We start from the raw sequence: 18221 nt of genomic DNA on the forward strand, positions 1-18221 counted from the left end.
ACTTTGGATTGGCTCCAGTTCCCCCCTTGATCGGATAGGATTAATGGAAAGAGGCAGTAGAACGCCCGCAACAGAAAACGGGCGAAGCTGCGCCTCGCCCGTTCCAGTATGCTTGACGTACCTGCCTGCATCCGCAGGCAAGCCGGTGCCGGTCCTATTAGCGCGTCAGGCGCTTGTAGGTGACGCGCTTCGGATTGACCGAATCCGGGCCGAGGCGGCGGATCTTGTCCTTTTCGTAGTCTTCGAAGTTGCCTTCGAACCATTCGACCTGGCTGTCGCCTTCAAAGGCGAGAATGTGCGTTGCCAGGCGGTCGAGGAACATGCGGTCGTGGCTGATGATAACGGCGCAACCGGCGAAGTTTTCGAGCGCGATTTCGAGTGCTGCCAGCGTCTCGGTGTCGAGGTCGTTGGTCGGTTCGTCGAGCAGCAGAACGTTGCCACCGGCCTTCAGCATCTTGGCAAGGTGCACGCGGTTGCGCTGACCACCCGAGAGGTTGCCGACCTTCTGCTGCTGGTCGCCGCCCTTGAAGTTGAAGGTCGAGCAATAGGCGCGCGAGTTCATCTCGTGCTTGCCGAGCTTGATGACTTCGGCACCGCCGGAGATTTCCTCCCAGACGGTCTTGTTGCCATCGAGCGCGTCGCGGCTCTGGTCGACGTAGCCGAGGTGCACCGTCTCGCCGATGCGGATCGAGCCGCTGTCGGGCTGCTCCTGGCCGGTGATCATGCGGAAGAGCGTCGTCTTACCGGCGCCGTTCGGGCCGATGATGCCGACGATGCCGCCCGGCGGCAGCTTCAAGGACAGGCCGTCGATGAGCAGGCGATCGCCATAACCCTTGGTGACGCCTTCCATCTCGATGACCACCTGGCCGAGGCGCTCGCCGACCGGGATGATGATCTGGGCGTCGCCCGGGCGCTGGTTTTCAGCCGCGTTGACCAACTCGTCATAGGAGCGGATACGCGCCTTGGACTTGGCCTGGCGGGCCTTGGGGCTCGATGCGATCCATTCCTGTTCGCGAGCGATCGCCTTCTGGCGGGAAGCCTCTTCGCGGCCTTCCTGCTGCATGCGCTTGGCCTTGGCAACGAGGTAGGCCGAGTAGTTGCCTTCGTAAGGAATGCTGCGGCCGCGGTCGAGCTCGAGGATCCAGCCGGTGACGTTGTCGAGGAAGTAGCGGTCGTGGGTGATCATCAGCACGGCGCCCGGATACTCGCGCAGGTGCTTTTCGAGCCAGGCAATCGTCTCGGCGTCGAGGTGGTTGGTCGGTTCGTCGAGCAGCAGCAGGTCCGGCTGCGAAAGGAGCAGCTTGCAGAGCGCAACGCGGCGCTTTTCACCGCCCGACAGGTTGGTGACTTCCGCATCGCCCGGAGGGCAACGCAGGGCTTCCATGGCCATTTCCACCTGGCTCTCGAGATCCCACAGGTTCTGGCTGTCGATGATATCCTGGAGCTTGGCGCCCTCTTCCGCCGTCTCGTCGGAGTAGTTCATCATCAGTTCGTTGTAGCGGTCGACGATCGCCTTCTTCTTGGCAACGCCTTCCATGGCGTTTTCAAGCACTGTTTTCGTCGGGTCGAGCTGCGGCTCCTGCGGCAGGTAGCCGACGGTCGCACCTTCGGCGACCCAGGCTTCGCCGGTGAATTCCTTGTCGAGGCCGGCCATGATGCGCAGGACCGTCGACTTACCGGCACCGTTCGGGCCGAGGATACCGATCTTGGCGTCCGGGTAGAACGACAGATGAACGTTCTCGAGAACCTTCTTTGCGCCGTAGGACTTATTAAGTCCGGCCATATGATAGATGAACTGACGTGCCATGAGGGAATGCTCCGCAGGGAAAGGAAATTTGCCCGCTATGTAGGCGAATTATGGGAAGGGGGCAATGATCAAAGGCGTCAGCCCCTGTCTATCCCCCGGCCCATCCCAAGCGAGCGTCTCCGTCCATGTGGCTTGCGCCATGTCTCCGCGACGGGCGCGGACCACTCCGCCCAAAAGCCAGCTCACGCACCAGATCGGGCGCAATCGCCTAGCCGCGGCCAGCGCTGTCGGCGATGCCCTTGGCGCATTTGAACTCGGTCGTACCCGCCGCCTGGATCAGCGGTGAAAGGCTCGATGCCTTCAACACGTCGCCAGTCAACCCGATCGTCAGCCCGGTGATGAGGCTGCGCCCTTGAACGGTCTGGCAGCGCATGCGCACCCGGTCGCCTGCCCCTGCGCCAAAGCTCTGGTCAAAGGCCTGCTTGATTGTCTTCTCGTCGAGCTCGGACCCGATGCGCTGGCGAAAGAGTGCACCGACAGCCGAGCGATTGAGCTCCTCCAGCATCCGCAGCTGCACGGCGAAGTAGTCGTCGACCGAACCCTCCTGGCATGTGCCGCTCATCAGCCACTGGTGCCGGTCGAGGCCGGATTGCACGCCGGGCATGGCGACAAGCAATCGCGCCGCCATGTCGTCGGCAACGCCAAGCTTCGGCAGCTCCATCCAGTTGCCCGTGCGGTCCTTCGCGCGCATCTCGGCCGCCACGCCGCAGTAACTTTTGCGCAAGGGCCAGAGGCCATGCAGCGAGAAATTGGTGGCATCGAAGCGTTCCGCCGTCTGGCTCGCGCATTCCTTGCGCTCCGGCCGCGTTTCGCAGAAGCCTGGCTGCCAGCTGACCGCCAGCACATACTCGGTGCGGCTCGCAGCGCCCGCCGGCTGCGCCTCCTTGGAAACCACCTCGCTGGCAGCAAAGGCTGTTGGTGCAAGCAACAGCATCAGCGCTGCAAGGGCAACCGCCGGCAACCCTGATATCGCTTTAAAGAAACGCGTCATGACATCCTCCTGCGAAAACAAAACAGGAACGAATATCGCTCAAAACGGGAAAATTGCAACTCCTAATGTGAATGCCGCCAAATCGCTTGTGACCTCATGCGCAACGATCAACAAGCGGCGATTGCCTTTCCGACACAAATCGATTTGAAATCGCGTTGGTCTGTCGAGATTGTTGCCGGGAGAAAAGATGTTCGGGCAGGTGAACACGCATCAGAGCCCGACCGGCGCCACCTTGAGCTGGCGCCACGTTCCGGCATCCACCGACGCTCGCGGCATCCTTCTCTTGAGCCATGGCCTGGCCGAACATTCGGGCCGCTATCAGCGCTTTGCCGAGGCGATGGCCGGCCACGGCTTCCACGTCTATGCCCACGACCATCGCGGCCATGGCGCAACCCGCGCCCCCGATGCGCCGCTCGGCATGTTTTCAAACCGTGACGGCCTCGACAAGATCTTCGCCGACATCAGGGCCGTTCGCGACATCGCCATCGCGACCCATCCCGGTCTTCCGGTGATCCTCTTCGGCCACTCCATGGGCGGGCTGATTGCGCTCAACGCCGCCGAGACCGACCCTGGTCTTTACGATGCGCTTGCCGTCTGGAACTCCAATTTCCGCCCCGGCCTTGCCGGTCGCGGCGGGCAGATGATCCTGAAGATCGAAAAGGCCCTGAAAGGCTCCGACGTGCCGAGCCCGCTTCTGACGAAGCTCACTTTCGGCATGTGGGGCGGGGCGATCAAGGATCGCAAGACCGATCTTGACTGGCTCTCGCGCGACGACGCAGAGGTCGCGAAATATGCCGCCGATCCGCTCTGCGGTTTCGACGCGACCGTATCGCTTTGGCTCGATCTTTTCCGGCTATCCTTTGCAGGCGCCCGGCCCGATCGGCTGGAACGCCTCAAGAAGGACCTGCCCGTTCACCTGGTCGGCGGCAGCGCCGACCCATCGACTGAGATGGGCAACGCCGTCAGCTGGCTCGGCAAGACGATGCAGAGAGCCGGCATGAGCGATGTCACCGTCACCGTCTATGATGGCATGCGCCACGAAACCCTGAATGAGCTTGGCCGAGAAAAGGCGACTGCGGATTTTGCCGCCTGGTGCCTTCGCGCCGTCGCAAAGAAGCGCTGACCGGTAGTCCTGATGGCCGACATGCCCCTCTCCAAGATCGCCTCCGATCACAACCGCATCTCCTTCGGCCTGACGCTGATGGTGATCTCGGTGCTGCTCTCGCCGTTGATCGACATATTCGCCAAACTCGCGATTGCGCAGGTCCCTTCGGCCGAAATCACCGCCGTCCGCTTCCTGCTCCAGGTCGTCTTCATCCTGCCGATCGTGCTTTTCCGTGGCAGCCTTTTCGATCTCACCTGGAAGAAGACCGCGCTCCACGCGCTGCGTGGCGGCCTGCTCGTCGTCACCATGCTCTCCTTCATTACCACGCTGAAGGTGATGGAGGTCGCCGACGCGATTGCGATCTTCTTCGTCGAGCCGATCATTCTGACGATCCTCGGCAGCATCTTCCTGAAGGAGACCATCGGCTGGCGGCGCTACACCGCCTGCGGCGTCGGCTTCTTCGGCGCGCTCCTCGTCATCCAGCCGAGCATGCAGGAGGTCGGGTGGATCGCTCTCCTGCCTGTCGTCGCCGCCTTTGGCCTTGCCGTGTTCCTGCTCGTCACCCGCATGGTGGCGCAGAACGAGGACCCCTGGTCGATGCAGTTTCACGCCGGCATCTGGGGCGGCCTCTTTTGCCTGGTGCTGCTCTATTTCGGCGAAGGCACCGGCTCCAGTGTCTTTGATCCGGTCTGGCCCGAAGGCGCCACCTGGTATTACCTGCTCGGCGTCGGCGTCACGGCCACCATCTCCGGCGTGCTTGGCGTCTACGCCTATCGCGCAGCACCTGCCTCGGTGCTGGCGCCGCTGCAATATCTCGAAATCGTCTCGGCGACGATCTTCGGCTGGCTGGTGTTTGGCGATCTGTCGGATGCGCTGAAATGGCTCGGCATCACCATCATCATCGGTTCCGGACTCTACATCATCTGGCGCGAACGCCGGCTGCACAAGGACACGAGCGTCGCACAGGTGTCGCCCGCGATCTGACGCGGGCGATCCAAGAACAAAAGAAAGACCAACGGGAGGAAGAAAATGAAAACTGGAGGTCAGCTCATCGTCGATGCGCTCGTCGCCAACGGCGTCAAGCGCATCGCCTGCGTGCCGGGCGAAAGCTATCTGGCCGTGCTCGACGCGCTTTACGACACCGACATCGACGTGCTCGTCTGCCGCCAGGAGGGTGGTGCGGCGATGATGGCCGACGCCTGGGGACGGCTGACAGGCGAGCCAGGTATCTGCATGGTGACGCGCGGCCCCGGGGCCACCAACGCTTCGGCGGGCCTCCACGTCGCAAAGCAGGATTCGATCCCGATGATCCTCTTCATCGGACAGGTGCAGAGCGAGGCGCGCGAGCGCGAGGCCTTCCAGGAGATCGAATACCGCCGCGCCTTCACCGAGGTCGCCAAATGGGTGGGCGAGATCGACGACCCCGCGCGCATTCCCGAATTCGTCACGCGCGCCTTTGCGGTCGCCACGTCAGGCCGACCCGGCCCGGTCGTGCTGACGCTGCCAGAGGATATGCTGACGCGCAGCGCCGAAGCCCCGGCCGCGAAGGCTTACCAGCCGGTCGAGGGACATCCTGGCGCAGCACAGGTCAAGCGCCTCGGCGAGATGCTCGAAAACGCCAAGCGACCGATCGCCATCCTTGGCGGCACCCGCTGGACGGCTGAGAGCGTCGCTCAGTTCCAGCATTTTGCCGAGCGCTGGAAGCTGCCGGTCGGCTGCTCCTTCCGCCGCCAGATGCTGTTTGATCATCTGCATCCGAGTTACGCCGGCGATGTCGGCATCGGCATCAACCCGGCTCTCGCAAAAGAGATCAAGGAGGCCGATCTCGTCCTGCTTCTCGGTGGCCGTTTCTCCGAAATGCCCTCCTCCGGCTACACGCTTCTGGACAGCCCCTATCCGAGCCAGACGCTGGTGCATGTGCATCCCGACAGTTCCGAGCTCGGCCGCGTCTACCGGCCGGAACTGGCGATCGCCGCAAGCCCGCGCGACTTCGTCGCAGCACTCGAAGGCCTTGCGCCCGCAGGCGAACCCGTCTGGGCAGGACGCACGGAAGTCATGCACGCCGCCTATCTCAAATGGTCGACGCCACCGGAGACCGGACCGGGTGCGGTGCAGATGGGCCCGATCATGAATTGGATCGAGGCGAACGTGCCTGAGGACGCGATCTTCACCAACGGCGCCGGCAACTACGCCACCTGGGTCCACCGCTTCCATCGCTTCCGCCGCTTTGCCACGCAAGCAGCCCCTGCTTCAGGTTCGATGGGCTACGGCCTGCCGGCGGCGGTTGCTGCCAAGCAGCTGCATCCCGATCGCGAAGTCATCTGCTTTGCCGGCGACGGCTGTTTCCTGATGCACGGACAGGAGTTCGCAACGGCCGTGCGCTACCGCCTGCCGATCATCACCGTCGTCGTCAACAACGGCATCTACGGTACGATCCGCATGCACCAGGAGCGTGATTACCCCGGCCGCGTCAGCGCCACCGATCTCACCAACCCGGATTTTGCAGCGCTCGCCCGCGCCTATGGCGGCCACGGCGAGACGGTCGAGAAAACGGAAGAGTTTGCCGACGCGTTCCTGCGCGCCCGCGCCAGCGGCAAGCCGTCGATCATCGAGATCAAGCTCGACCCGGAAGCGATCACGCCGACGCGCACGCTGAGCGAGATCAGGGCAGGCTGAGCAGGTTTGGCTTGAGACGGGTTCAATCACGGCGCAGACGCGCCGTGGCTGGCAACTGTGTTTACCGGGCTGTTGAGTAGTTTGTTTTGTCCCTTGCTACGACGCTACGAAGTGCGGCGGTCGTCCTATTCTTCCAGCCACTCCGTCGAAAACGAGCCAGCCTCGTGCAGGTCGGTCGTCTCCAGCCGGCCCGGCCCGAGGTTCTCGAACTTGTGCGGCACATTCGCCGGCGCCACGACGATCTGGCCGGCTTCGGCGTCGATGACGCGATCGCCGACGGTAAAGCGGGCGCGACCCACGCGAACGATGAAGGTTTCGGGATAGGGATGGCGGTGCAGCTTCGGCCCGTAGCCGATCTCGTCCGTGGAAACAAAGATCACCGAGACGCCGGCGCCATAGGCGCCGCCCTCGAATTCGCCCTTCCAGACTTCGGGCTCATCCGCCCATTGCTCGCGCGGAATGAGATACGCTTCGGCCATGCCGATCCTCCACTGTCAGATGGAACAGACGGCCGAGCGCGAGAGCGAAAGGTTCGCGTGGGCTCAGCCGCGAATATGCTGGGTCTGCTGGTAGACGGCGGTCGAGCGGGCGCCCGAGCGGCAGTAGCCGAGCATCGGCCGCTGGAACTCGTCGAGCGCGTCGACCATGCTGGTCACTGCGTCTGCCGTCACGCCCATCGGGCCGACGGGGATGTGCTTGGTCTCGATGCCGAGTTCCTCGGCGCGCGCGGCGATGGAATCAAAGGTCGGCTGGTCCGGTGCCTCGAAATCCGGGCGGTGGCAGACGATGGACTTGAAGCCGAGCGCCTTGATCTGGTCGAGATCCTCGACGCTGATCTGGCCGGTGACCGAGTATTCGTCGTTGATCTGGCGGATGTCCATAGTCGTCTTCCTCAAGGAAATGTGGTGGCCACTGATGTAGGCGCAGCCTTATCTTCCGTCAATTCAAAAGCCACGGCTCACACCACGGCAAAGGCGATCGCGTAGCTCTGCGCCTCACCCGGCGAAAGCGGCACCAGCTCTCCCCTTTCCGCAAGCTCCGGCCTCTTGGCGATGCGGTGCGACACCGGCTCGATGCTGATCACATCCGCCTCGCCGCGCTGGCAGCGCCACATCTGCAGGAATGGAAGCGTGTCGGCGCGAAAACGCACCCGAAGGTCGCGCCCGCCGAGGCCGGCAAGGTTTGCCAGCGTCACCTGCGACCACCCATCGCGACCGACCGCCGCCGGAACACAGAAATGCGCGCTCTCCCCCTCGCCGAAACGCCAGGCGCGCGCGCCGTTCTCGATCGATGCACTGAGGATGCGGGCGTCCGGCCCGAGCAACCGCCCGGCAATGTTGAGGTGATACATCATGGCAGGCGGAAAGGCGGAGGTTCCGACATTGACGACGCGATCCTCAAGCACGACCTCTTGGCCCTCGCCATCGATCCGCCAGCGCCGCTCGACCCGAGCCTGCCCGCCATCCGCAAGCGCCACGTCGATCGTCGCCGTGCATTCGTTGCCGCCCTCGCCCATCTCGGTGTGGCTGACTGGCGTTCCGGCAAGCGAGCCGTGCAAGGGATAGCGAGCGCCGTCCGCACCGCCGTCGATCGGCTCCGGATGGCGGATATGGTCCGGTCCGCAGGTAAAGAGGAAGCCGGCAAGCGCCCGGTCGATCCGCGGGTCACCATCGGATGGGATTGCCGCGCCCGGCGAAAGGTCGACGCCGTCGACGACGAAGACGGCAATGTCGAGCGCCGACAGACGGTCGAACAGCACGTGATTCTCTTGCCTGTCGGTGGGTTCTTCGAGCGTTCTCAGCATGTCCCCTTCCTCAAATCGGCCGCAGAATCACTGCAATCACAAAGAGATGATACCCGAGGATAGACACAATTCATCGGTTGAACCCGCCGGCCGTGCCACATAGATAGAATTTAACCGCTTGTTCATGATGAATTCATTTTTTTCACATTAACGTCGAAATCCAAATGTACCGCGCCAGATCTACCACCATGAAAACAGGTTTACCCGTGACGTCAGCGACCCGCACAGGCCTCTCGCTCCTCGCCGCAGCCGGCTTTCTCGCCGTGGATCTGACGGCAGCTTTCGCGCAGGACTATCGCGGCTATAACCGCTATGGCGACGACGTCATGCTGGTGACGCCCAACGGCGAAATCCTCGACTATGTGCCGGGTGCCGACGAAGTGCAGACCATGCGCGACAGCCGCGGCCGCACGCTGCTCATCGACAGCTGGGGCAACGTGGTGGCAACCGTGGTGCCCAATCGCAACCGCCGGGACGGCTATGGCGGCCAGCGCCAAACGGACAACGGCGGCTACCGCCGCCAGGGCGACGTCGACATCTATTCGAACCAGCGCCCGCGCAACCGCGACCGCGGCTATGGTTATTCCGAGCCCGAATACGGCTATTCCGAACCCGGCGAGGTCACCACCGGCTCGATCCCCGACTATCGCGATGTCGTGCCACCGTCGACCGACGGCAACGAGCTGCCAAACAGCCTGCCGGGCCTGATCGACGGTACTGAGGAAGCCTCGATCGATCCAAACGTCAGCAGCCCGGCCGGCCCGTCGATGCCGCCGGCAATCTCGGTCAAGTCGAAGTCGCGCGCCGAAATCACAGCACTTCAGGTCTTCCTCGACCGCGAAGGCTTCTCGCCAGGCGTCATCGACGGCAAGATGGGCTCGAACGTCACCAAGGCGATCGAAGCCTGGCAGCAGTCGACGGGCGAAACGCTCGACCCGAACAACACCGACGACATTCTCGAGCGGCTGCGCATGAGCGGCGGCATGCCGATCACCAGCTACACGATCACGGCTGCCGACGCCGCCGGCCCCTATGTGGCGTCAATTCCCGAGGATTACGCCCACAAGGCGCAGCTTCCGCACATGTCCTTTACCTCGACGACGGAAATGCTCGGCGAGAAGTTCCATATGGACGAGGCCTATCTGCGCGAGCTCAATCCGGGCGTCGATTTCACCATCCCCGGCACGATCATCAAGGTGATCAACCCCGGCGCCAACAAGACCGGCAAGGTCGCCCGCATCCTCGCCGACAAGGGCCGCAAGCAGGTTCTTGCCTATGACGAAGCCGGCAAGCTGATTGCCGCCTATCCGGCAACCATCGGCTCGTCCGACACGCCGTCGCCCTCGGGAACGGTCAATGTCGAGCGCATCGCACTCAATCCGGGTTACACTTACAATCCGAAGATCAACTTCAAGCAGGGCAACAACGACAAGGTGCTGACCCTGCAGCCGGGCCCGAACGGACCTGTAGGGACCGTCTGGATCGCGCTTTCGAAGCCGACCTACGGCATTCACGGCACGCCGGAACCGTCGAAGATTGGTAAGACCCAGAGCCACGGCTGCGTGCGCCTGACCAACTGGGACGCGACCGAACTTGCCAAGATGGTGAGCGCCGGGGTTACGGTCGAGTTCGTCGACTGACCGTACCCGGCCGCTCGTTAACCGAAGCGTTGTTTTTCGAGGATTTTTTTCGAGGTTTCCCCCAATTGGGTGAGTGACTTCGCGCCTGCAGCATAGATGATGGACGTGCCTGGTTGACCATCCACGACAAGGCACCCTTGTTAAATGTCTTTGCGCCGGCGCCCGTCGTTCGGCAAATCCTTTTCAGACGTATGCATTTTAAAAGACCGCAGCTGCCGACGACCCAGCTGCGGTTCTTTTTCAAGCCTCCGCGCAAAACCGTCCCCACCCGCCTTCCATCATGACTTCATGAAACATTGTCATGAGAATTTTCCGGGCAATCGGCTATCACCGGATATCTCAATGACAATGGCCGACATGCGGCCGCACTTTGAAGGATGGCCGCAATGGCGACGGAGCGCACCCTGCCCAATCTCTGGCATGCGACGGCACCGGCCGCGCCCGAAACCAGACCCCTTGCGGCCGATCTTTCGACCGATGTCGCCATCATCGGCGGCGGCTTTACCGGCCTGTCGGCCGCCCTTCACCTCGCCGAAAAAGGCGTGAAGGCAACGGTCATCGAAGCCAAGATGATCGGCTTCGGCGGCTCCGGCCGCAATGTCGGCCTCGTCAATGCCGGCATGTGGGTAAAGCCCGACGACCTTATCTCGACGCTGGGCTCAGACGCCGGCAACCGGCTGCTCACCGAGCTCGGCGATGGCCCGTCCATGGTCTACGCGCTGGTCGAAAAGCACGGCATCGCTTGCGAGGCGGTGCGCAACGGCACCTTGCACATGGCCGTCGGCAGCGAGGGCGTCACCGAGATCAAGGATCGCGAAGCGCAATGGCAAAAGCGAGGCGCCCCCGTCGAGGCGCTGTCGGCCGAACGCGCCCATGCGCTGACCGGCGCCGAAGGTTTCTCCGGCGCCCTGCTCGACCGCCGCGCTGGCACCATCCAGCCGCTCGCCTATGCCCGCGGCCTTGCCCGCGCCGCCCTTGCCGCCGGCGCCGAGATCTACACCGACACGCCACTGACCGGCGCCGAGCGCCAGGGCGACAGCTGGGTACTGAAGGCTGGCAATCGCACCGTGCGGGCCAAGAAGGTCATCCTTGCCACCAACGCCTATGGCGGCCTTTTCGCCAAAAGCCCCTGGCAGGCGCATACGCAGGAACTGACGATCCTGCCCTATTTCCAGTTCGCCACCAATCCGCTGCCGGAACAGGTTGCAAGCCGCATCCTGCCGGAGCGCCAGGGCACGTGGGACACCGGCCTCGTCATGACCTCGTTCCGCATGGACCAGCAGAACCGGCTGATCTTCGGCTCGATCGGCAGGCTCGACGCGCTCGCTGAAGGCACGCACCGCGCCTTTGCCGCCCGCTCGCTGCGCAAGCTCTTCCCGTTCCTCGGCGATTTCCGCTTCGAATACTGGTGGGACGGTCGCATCGGCATGACCACCAACAACCTGCCGGCGATGCACACGCTCGCCCCCGACGTCGTCTCCGTCAGCGGCTACAACGGCCGCGGCATCGCCCCTGGCACCGTCTTCGGCCGCGCCCTGGCAAATCACGTCACCGGCGAGGCTTCAGCGATCCCGCTTGCGGAAACGCCGGTTACGCCGGATACATGGCGCGGCGTGAAGTCGGCGTTCTATCATGCAGGCGCCCAGGCCAAGCATTTCATCGACCGGCGGTTCTGAGGGGGTAAGGAGGACGTCGGCCTCGCTACCTAGTCCGCTCTGTCCGGCGACTACTCTGGGCCGGCCCGAACAGGACCAAGATGATACTGCAAGAAAGCGGGGTGAGCGCTCTCGGCCGAAAGAGAACGATATGTTCGCACCGAGTGATTTGACGCTTGCCCCACTTGCTACATCGATTGAAGTCAAATCTCGCCATTTCTCACTCGCGCTAAAGCGCGTCAGAATGGTTACAGCCATTGTATCCATTGATTAAGATCGAGATGGGTGCTCATCTCGCGCAGTAGTACGGCGCGCCAACTATACTGTCCGTAGAGCTCGGCATTTTCGTGTGCCTCGCTAGCAAGAAATGCGGCCGGGTTGGCGCCACCCGCATTAAGATACGAACGTGCGCTTCTGAGCACTGTATTGATCAGATCGTTTGAATAGGAGTCGTAGAGTTCGATCAGTCTGAGCTTTCGAAAATGCGCTTCCAAAAGCGCCCATGACTCGGCATTCATGCCGGCCTGCTGAATGGCGAAAGTTGCCGCAAGCGCTTGGACGGGCGCGTTGGAAGTTATATCGACCGTGAGAAAAGGTACATCCGGTATCGCGTCTCGGTAGAAATGAATGTATTCCCTCGCTCCATTACAAAGCCAGTCATCATCCTTGATGGAGTTGCACCGGGTACACGACGGAATCAAATTGAGAGCATGCGCCGAGAATTCCGGGAACTTCTCCGCTGGCAGATAATGATCGTGACTTCCCGGAGTAGTTGCTCCGCAATATGGACACCACAAGAGTCGGCCCCTTGGCTGCGCGGCTTTGATTGCCTCCTGAAGAGCCCTCATGCCCTTGTTGGGTCCATAACAAGAGCGTAATTCCGCCTTGACGGGCGCGAGCGTAGATGACGGGATGCCTTGCAGTGTGTTTGCCGCAAAACAAATCTCGTAATAGATGAAACGACTCCGGATAGCGGCTTGAGCGCCGATCAGCGCAGCTTTTGCCACTCTTTTCTTATTGTCGCGAATTTTCTCGAATATATCGATGTATTCCGGCGGGCGAGCGACAGGGGTCAGGCTCTTCACTGCTTGACATCCTTGGCGTAGCGGGCAAGCAGGTAGGATTTAGCGTTCATGCTAAGACGATTTGTGAACAGTTCGAGCGCCTCTTCCAGCGTCACAGTCTTTGCTATCTTGTTAAGCACATCTCGATATAAACTCTCTGCTTCCTGCGTCTTAAACACATGCTCCGTCAGTTCCGCCACGCTTTCGCCGAAGCTCTCAAACTCAAGAGGGGCAGCGTACGTTACACCGTCTTCTCGCGTAAATTGCATGACCCTCTTTGACGGAATTTCTTGAATCACAATGGGTGAGTGAGTGGCCACGATGGCATAAGATTTATGCTGACGGAGGATGTTGGTTAGGACTACGAAGAGGTTGGCGACAGCGTTTGGATGAAGGTGTGTCTCCGGCTCGTCGAACAGAACCAGACTTTCGGGTTGTAGCCATGCGAGCAAGCCGGTTACAAAATGACAGAGAATAGCTTGCCCCGAGCTCAGCCGCCCAAGCATTTCACTGTCCTCTAAATCACTGTCAATCTCGCGCCGCAAATCCGTTTCACTGAGGTCACTTGCTTCCCCGAGAATCGCTGCGATGTATCCTACCCATTCGCTATCTCGTCGCAGATCGCGGACCCGGGCTTTATTGTTGTGAAAGCTACGCTGCAATCCAGTTTGAGAAAGGTTCCCTTTTTCATCGCGAATACCACAATAGACGTAACTGCTCTCGGCATGGGCGATCGGTCGACGAAAGCGGTCGAATGCACTGTAAGATACCGCTAATACTCTTGTGAAGAGCGGCTGCCCGTTAGGAAACCTCCGCTTGCGTTCTTCGACTGTCGCAGCCGAAACCTGTCTGGACTGAGTGAGGTCGGCGCTTAACTGCGCGAGGAAACGCGTCTTTCCGACCGCATTGCGACCAACGACGCCGACGACGCGGCCAGGCAGTATATCGCGTACGGAGAAATCGAACTCGATTAGGAACGACTGTTCATCGCCGGATGGCAGACAAGTATAAGCGAAGGATGGCTCTTCGATGGGGTCGTCTCCTAACGACCAAGCACTCCCGAACTGCCGCGACCTCCACGCCACATTTTCGCGCATCATGCCGTTTCGGAAAATAGTCGATGTCTCGAACCGTCCGGCGAGGCCGGGCATGATCGCAATGTCACGCAACGCGGATAGCACCTCGTGTGCGTCGTCGCCAAAAGTGTCATGCATCCAAACATAGTAAGCCTTGGATTGGCCCAATGAAATGAAGTCCGATCCGATGTCAGAGCTGAACTGAGCCGGGAGGGTGGTGCTATTATCGACAACCCAAGCCGCCTTCTCCTCAGAGCCGTGGAGAATCTTAGTCGTACCAACTCTCTTCTTCTCGCCGTCTTCATCGAACCAGAAAAGGCCGAAACGCACCTTGCTACCATAGTCGTCCCAGTTGTCGCCCTGGACGACGAATGTGTTCTTTAGGCCTTCGGGAATTTTCTTGTCGTATGAGAGCGAGATAAAATCCAATTTTGGGGAGGTAGCCATCGGAAGCCCTGTTGAGCAATTAGTCGTATATGAAGTTGTTAGCGCGGGTTTAAAGGTCGACCTTAGCCACCAGACTGTTAACAGCCCAACTTAGTCTCTTGTAGAAGTTGAAAAATGCCGTTTGTTCGCTGATACATTTTCGCTACAGGACAATAGATTTGGTGAGAGCCGCGGTGACCGCTTCTTGCCTTGCGACGGATCTGTCCCAAGTACGCAGCCCTTCCTACCTCCAAACCGAAAACGCCCCGGATCATCCCTGACCCGAGGCGTCATATCTCCGAAGCAAGCAGCAGTTACGCCGCCGCGCGGTAACCCGAGCCGGCATTCACCTGTACCTGCCCTGACGTCCGGAACGCCCTAAGCCGCGTGGCGATCGTCTCAGCTTCGCCCGTCAGCGCCTGGCTTGCGGCATTCGCCTGCTCGACCATGGCGGCGTTCTGCTGGGTGATCTGGTCCATCTGGGTGATGGCGGTGTTGACCTCCTGCAGGCCGGTTGCCTGTTCGGCGGTGCTCGCGCGGATAGCGCCGAAGACGGAGCTGACTTCGACCACCTGGGCGACGATCTGCTGCAGCGACTGGGCGACCTGGTTGACCGAGTTGACACCATCGTCCACCTGGCCGCGCGACTTGGCGATCAGACCCTGGATGTCCTTGGCCGCGTCGGCGCAGCGCTGGGCGAGCGCGCGGACCTCGGAGGCAACGACCGCAAAGCCCCTGCCCGCCTCGCCGGCACGCGCCGCCTCGATGCCGGCATTGAGCGCAAGCAGATTGGTCTGGAAGGCGATCTCGTCGATGACGTCGACGATGCGGGCGATGCTTGCCGAAGATGTCTGGATCTCCTGCATCACCTCGATCGCGTGGCTGACGATCTCCCCGCTCTGTTCGGCATTGGCGCGCGCGGCAATCACCGTCGAATTCGCCTGGTTGGCGCCTTCGGCGGTCTGCTTGACGGTGCGCGTCACCTGCTCGACGGCAGCCGCGGTTTCCTCAAGGTTGGCCGCCTGCCGCTCGGTGCGACGGGCGAGATCGTCCGCGGCCGCTGCAATTTCCTTGGCGCTGGTGTGGATCTGGCTGGCGCCGGCCTCGATGCCGCCGATCGCGCGCGAAAGCTCGCCGATCGCGTGATTGAAGTTCTCGCCGAGCTCCTGGTAGGCGACAGGCAGGTCCGCACCGATGCGGGCCGTCAGGTCGCCGTCGGCAATCTTCTTCAAGGCGGCGCCGAAGGTCTTGCTGATCAAGGCCCGCTCGGCCGCCAGCACTTCTTCCTGCACGGCGCGCTGCTTGGTGACGTCGGATGCGTCCATATAGACGGAAATCGACAGGTCCATGTCGAGGAACACGCCCTTGATCAGGCTCGACAGCATCGCGCCCATGTCCTCGGCAGAGGTACCCTTGCGCGAGAGCAGCCCGGCCTTCGGCCAATGCGCCCTGACGATTTCGGTGATCAGGTGCTCGGCAATCAGCGCATAGCCGCCAATGTACCAGCGCGGCTCAAGACCGATGCGCGCGTGCACCTGGCCGATGGTGCGCACCTTGGCGCTGTAGTCTTCATTGAAATTGGCGTCGGCAATGTTGGCCCAGTGGCCGACCTGCGCACCCTTGGCGCGGTCGATATGCGCGTCTGAGGAAAAGAAGCGCTTCGTCTCAGGCGTCGCCTTCACCTTTTCGTAGAACGTGTCGAGCGCCGGCTTCAGTTCCTTTTCCAGGATCGGCTTCAGCGCCTTGAGGCTTGTTCTGGCGGCGTCATCGAGCGCCATGAAATTCAGACGACCGGCAACATCCTGTGTTCCGGCTGCGGTTTGTTCCGTCTTCATGCGCGACTTCCCTGCATGCTTTATATGAATCATGGAGACAGGATCGACGGCGCAAGGCGTCGGAGATCGTGGCCGCAATCATGGCGGCCGCTTTGCCTTCTGCTCTAATGGCAAGGGCTAGCTGCGTCCAACCGCACAGTTAAGAGCACAGGGTAAAGGAAGCCTTACGGGCGACAGCCAATTCGCGAAGGCTGAAACAGGATTCAACCGGAACTGACGAACGTCAATTCCGGTTGAGCCGCAACAATGCAACAAAAGCGACGTGCGATCTCTGGAATAAAATCGCGCTATTTCAATAGGTTATGGCAGCCACGAACGGGCTGCGAGCGGGACTTTTCCGAGCTGGCGTTGCCGACAGCTGCCTGCCTGCGTCGAAACATCACGCCGCGCGGCGCGACGCCCAGGATGGCATGCGGGCTGCCCAGGAGCGGCGCGTCTTCACCGGCATCAGCGCCTGCACTTCGCGGGCGAGCGCCGCCGCATTCTCGCAGGCCTTGTCGAGATTGCTGACGCGGGCGGGATCCATGGCGTGCAGCGTTCCGCCGCACTCGAAAATTTCGCGATAGGCAGCGCGCTCGACGATCGGGGTATCGAGCACGGAAACGCCGCGTTCGGCAAGCATCGCCTTGATGGTCTGCAGCGCGCGGGTGGTGACCAGCGAATTGACGCGGGTAAGCACAACCGAATGGCTGATCTTGAGGCCCGAGCGATCCTGGATCTGGCGGATCAGTTCAAGGATCTGCGCGGCACCCTTGGCGTCCATGGCGCAGCCCTGCACCGGGATCAGCACCTGGTCGGAGATGGCCAGCGCCAGCGCGACGATCTGGTCCTTGGCGCCCGCGAGATCGATGACGATGTAATCCGCCTCGTCCTTCGCCTCGCGGATATGACACTCCAGCGAGCCGGGCGTGATGTGCGAAATGACCGTGAGGTTGGCGATATGGCCGGAGGTCTCGGCCCAGCTGGTGATCCAGCGCTGCGGGTCGGCATCGAGAACCACCACCCGGTGTCCCTGCCGCGCCAGCTCCGTCGACAGGATCAGCGCCGCCGTCGTCTTGCCCGCGCCGCCCTTCGCATTGGCGAAAGTGATGACCGCCATGATATTCCCCAATTCTGTGCATGTTACCGCGCGAACCATTCGGCCAGGGCCGGTGCTTCGCTTCTTAACGAAACCTTACAGAAGATGGTTAACGAAATGGTAACGACCGGACGTCAAACCTGACAGTCCGTCCCTCCCGGCATCCCCTTCAAGTGCAGGGGAACAGGCCGAAAAGATCTTGAAAAGCAGGATGTTCAGGCTCGCGCTACAACCGGCTCCGCGTCCCGTCGCGTGCGGTAGCACATGGACGAAAACGGCCCGTGCGGCGTCGCCTCGCCCGGCGGATCAAGCAGCCGGAGCACGTCGTCGGCAAATTCGCGGGCGTTGACCTGCGCCTTCAAAAGGTTGCTGACCTTCGCGGGATCAAGCGAATAGAGCGTGTCGCCCTGTTCGAACAGTTCGCGGAAGGCGGTGCGCTCGACGAGCGGCGTATCGACGAGCCGGATGCGGCTCTCGGCGAGCAGCAGCTTGACCTTTCGCATCGCCCGCGTCGTCACGATCGGGTTCACCCGCGTCAGAAGCACGGCGTGGTTGATGTTGGCGCGCGCGTTATTCTCGATGTAGCGGATGAGATCAAGTACCTGTATCGCGCCGCGCGCGTCCATGACGCAGCCCTGCACCGGGATCAGCGTCAGGTCGGAGAGGCCGATTGCAAGCGCGACGAGCACATCCGCCGCGCCCGAGAGGTCGATGACCACATGCTCGACCTGGCCACGCAGGCGTCGGAGGTGGTCGCTGAGCGTACCGGTCGAAACTCCTGATACAACGGAAAGATTGCTGTCGCTGCGACCATGACCGAACCAGTCGGTCATGCAGGCAAGTTGATCGCAATCGAGAACCGCGACACGGTCGCCGCGCCGGGCGAACTCACAGGCAAGCAGCAAGGCTGCCGTCGTCTTGCCCGCGCCCCCCTTCGCATTTGCGAGGGAAATAATCGCCATCGGTCGACCCTACTCGCCACGGCCGCAAAACCTTGCGGCCGAATACATACGCGCACTCTAATGGAAGCGTTTCAGATCGGGGTAAACGAAGCGTGAAGATCG

At 61.7% G+C, this 18221-nt stretch carries 15 protein-coding genes; 5 read left to right on the forward strand and 10 right to left on the reverse strand.

Going from position 1 to position 18221, the window contains the following annotated elements:
* Positions 1-157 precede the first annotated feature (157 nt).
* Positions 158-1807: an energy-dependent translational throttle protein EttA gene (ettA, locus tag VGO04_RS16470; RefSeq protein ID WP_327497041.1), complete on the reverse strand. Its 1650-nt coding sequence runs from the start codon at positions 1805-1807 to the stop codon at positions 158-160.
* Between the two features lie 208 nt (positions 1808-2015).
* A complete protein-coding gene (locus tag VGO04_RS16475; RefSeq protein WP_327497042.1) occupies positions 2016-2798 on the reverse strand; it encodes a ribonuclease T2 in 783 nt (260 codons plus the stop codon).
* A gap of 187 nt (positions 2799-2985) precedes the next feature.
* Between VGO04_RS16475 and VGO04_RS16480 the strand changes: the two genes are divergently transcribed.
* From VGO04_RS16480 to VGO04_RS16490, 3 genes are read left to right on the forward strand one after another with little or no spacing between them, the layout of a single operon-like run.
* Complete coding sequence (locus tag VGO04_RS16480; RefSeq protein ID WP_327497043.1) at positions 2986-3921, forward strand: alpha/beta hydrolase; 936 nt, start codon at positions 2986-2988, stop codon at positions 3919-3921.
* A 12-nt stretch (positions 3922-3933) separates the two neighbouring features.
* Complete coding sequence (locus VGO04_RS16485) at positions 3934-4887, forward strand: DMT family transporter (RefSeq protein ID WP_327497044.1); 954 nt, start codon at positions 3934-3936, stop codon at positions 4885-4887.
* A 45-nt stretch (positions 4888-4932) separates the two neighbouring features.
* Entirely contained in the window at positions 4933-6579 is a 1647-nt protein-coding gene (locus VGO04_RS16490; protein WP_327497045.1) for a thiamine pyrophosphate-binding protein, read from the forward strand.
* Positions 6580-6704: 125 nt separating this feature from the next.
* Here the strand turns inward: VGO04_RS16490 and VGO04_RS16495 are convergent, their stop codons facing one another.
* The 3 genes from VGO04_RS16495 to VGO04_RS16505 form a co-directional block, all read right to left on the reverse strand.
* Positions 6705-7058, reverse strand: coding sequence for a cupin domain-containing protein (locus VGO04_RS16495; RefSeq protein WP_327497046.1), 354 nt, complete (start codon positions 7056-7058; stop codon positions 6705-6707).
* A 63-nt stretch (positions 7059-7121) separates the two neighbouring features.
* Positions 7122-7460, reverse strand: coding sequence for a TIGR01244 family sulfur transferase (locus VGO04_RS16500; protein WP_327497047.1), 339 nt, complete (start codon positions 7458-7460; stop codon positions 7122-7124).
* Between the two features lie 77 nt (positions 7461-7537).
* Positions 7538-8380, reverse strand: a complete 843-nt coding sequence (locus VGO04_RS16505) for a DUF4432 family protein (protein WP_414650554.1) — start codon at positions 8378-8380, stop codon at positions 7538-7540.
* A gap of 167 nt (positions 8381-8547) precedes the next feature.
* On the opposite strand from VGO04_RS16505, the gene VGO04_RS16510 reads away from it, so the two are divergent.
* Together VGO04_RS16510 and VGO04_RS16515 are read left to right on the forward strand one after the other, a co-directional pair.
* Positions 8548-10023 (forward strand): L,D-transpeptidase, encoded by a 1476-nt coding sequence (locus tag VGO04_RS16510; RefSeq protein WP_327497049.1) that lies wholly within the window; start codon positions 8548-8550, stop codon positions 10021-10023.
* A gap of 386 nt (positions 10024-10409) precedes the next feature.
* Positions 10410-11699 carry an FAD-binding oxidoreductase gene (locus tag VGO04_RS16515; RefSeq protein WP_327497050.1) on the forward strand — a complete coding sequence of 430 codons (1290 nt, stop codon included), beginning with the start codon at positions 10410-10412 and terminating at the stop codon, positions 11697-11699.
* A 227-nt stretch (positions 11700-11926) separates the two neighbouring features.
* Here the strand turns inward: VGO04_RS16515 and VGO04_RS16520 are convergent, their stop codons facing one another.
* The 5 genes from VGO04_RS16520 to VGO04_RS16540 all read right to left on the reverse strand — a co-directional run bounded on the left by VGO04_RS16520 (position 11927) and on the right by VGO04_RS16540 (position 18119).
* Complete coding sequence (locus VGO04_RS16520) at positions 11927-12763, reverse strand: hypothetical protein (protein WP_327497051.1); 837 nt, start codon at positions 12761-12763, stop codon at positions 11927-11929.
* Positions 12760-14265 (reverse strand): AAA family ATPase, encoded by a 1506-nt coding sequence (locus VGO04_RS16525; RefSeq protein WP_327497052.1) that lies wholly within the window; start codon positions 14263-14265, stop codon positions 12760-12762. Before VGO04_RS16525 ends, VGO04_RS16520 begins: the two co-directional genes overlap by 4 nt.
* 293 nt (positions 14266-14558) lie before the next feature.
* On the reverse strand, positions 14559-16079 hold the full coding sequence (locus VGO04_RS16530; protein ID WP_327497053.1) for a methyl-accepting chemotaxis protein: 1521 nt from the start codon (positions 16077-16079) through the stop codon (positions 14559-14561).
* Between the two features lie 379 nt (positions 16080-16458).
* A complete protein-coding gene (locus VGO04_RS16535) occupies positions 16459-17178 on the reverse strand; it encodes a ParA family protein (RefSeq protein WP_327497054.1) in 720 nt (239 codons plus the stop codon).
* 194 nt (positions 17179-17372) lie between these two features.
* A complete protein-coding gene (locus VGO04_RS16540; protein ID WP_327497055.1) occupies positions 17373-18119 on the reverse strand; it encodes a ParA family protein in 747 nt (248 codons plus the stop codon).
* Positions 18120-18221 lie beyond the last annotated feature (102 nt).

The organism is Ensifer sp., assembly GCF_035999185.1.
Classification (GTDB): domain Bacteria; phylum Pseudomonadota; class Alphaproteobacteria; order Rhizobiales; family Rhizobiaceae; genus Ensifer.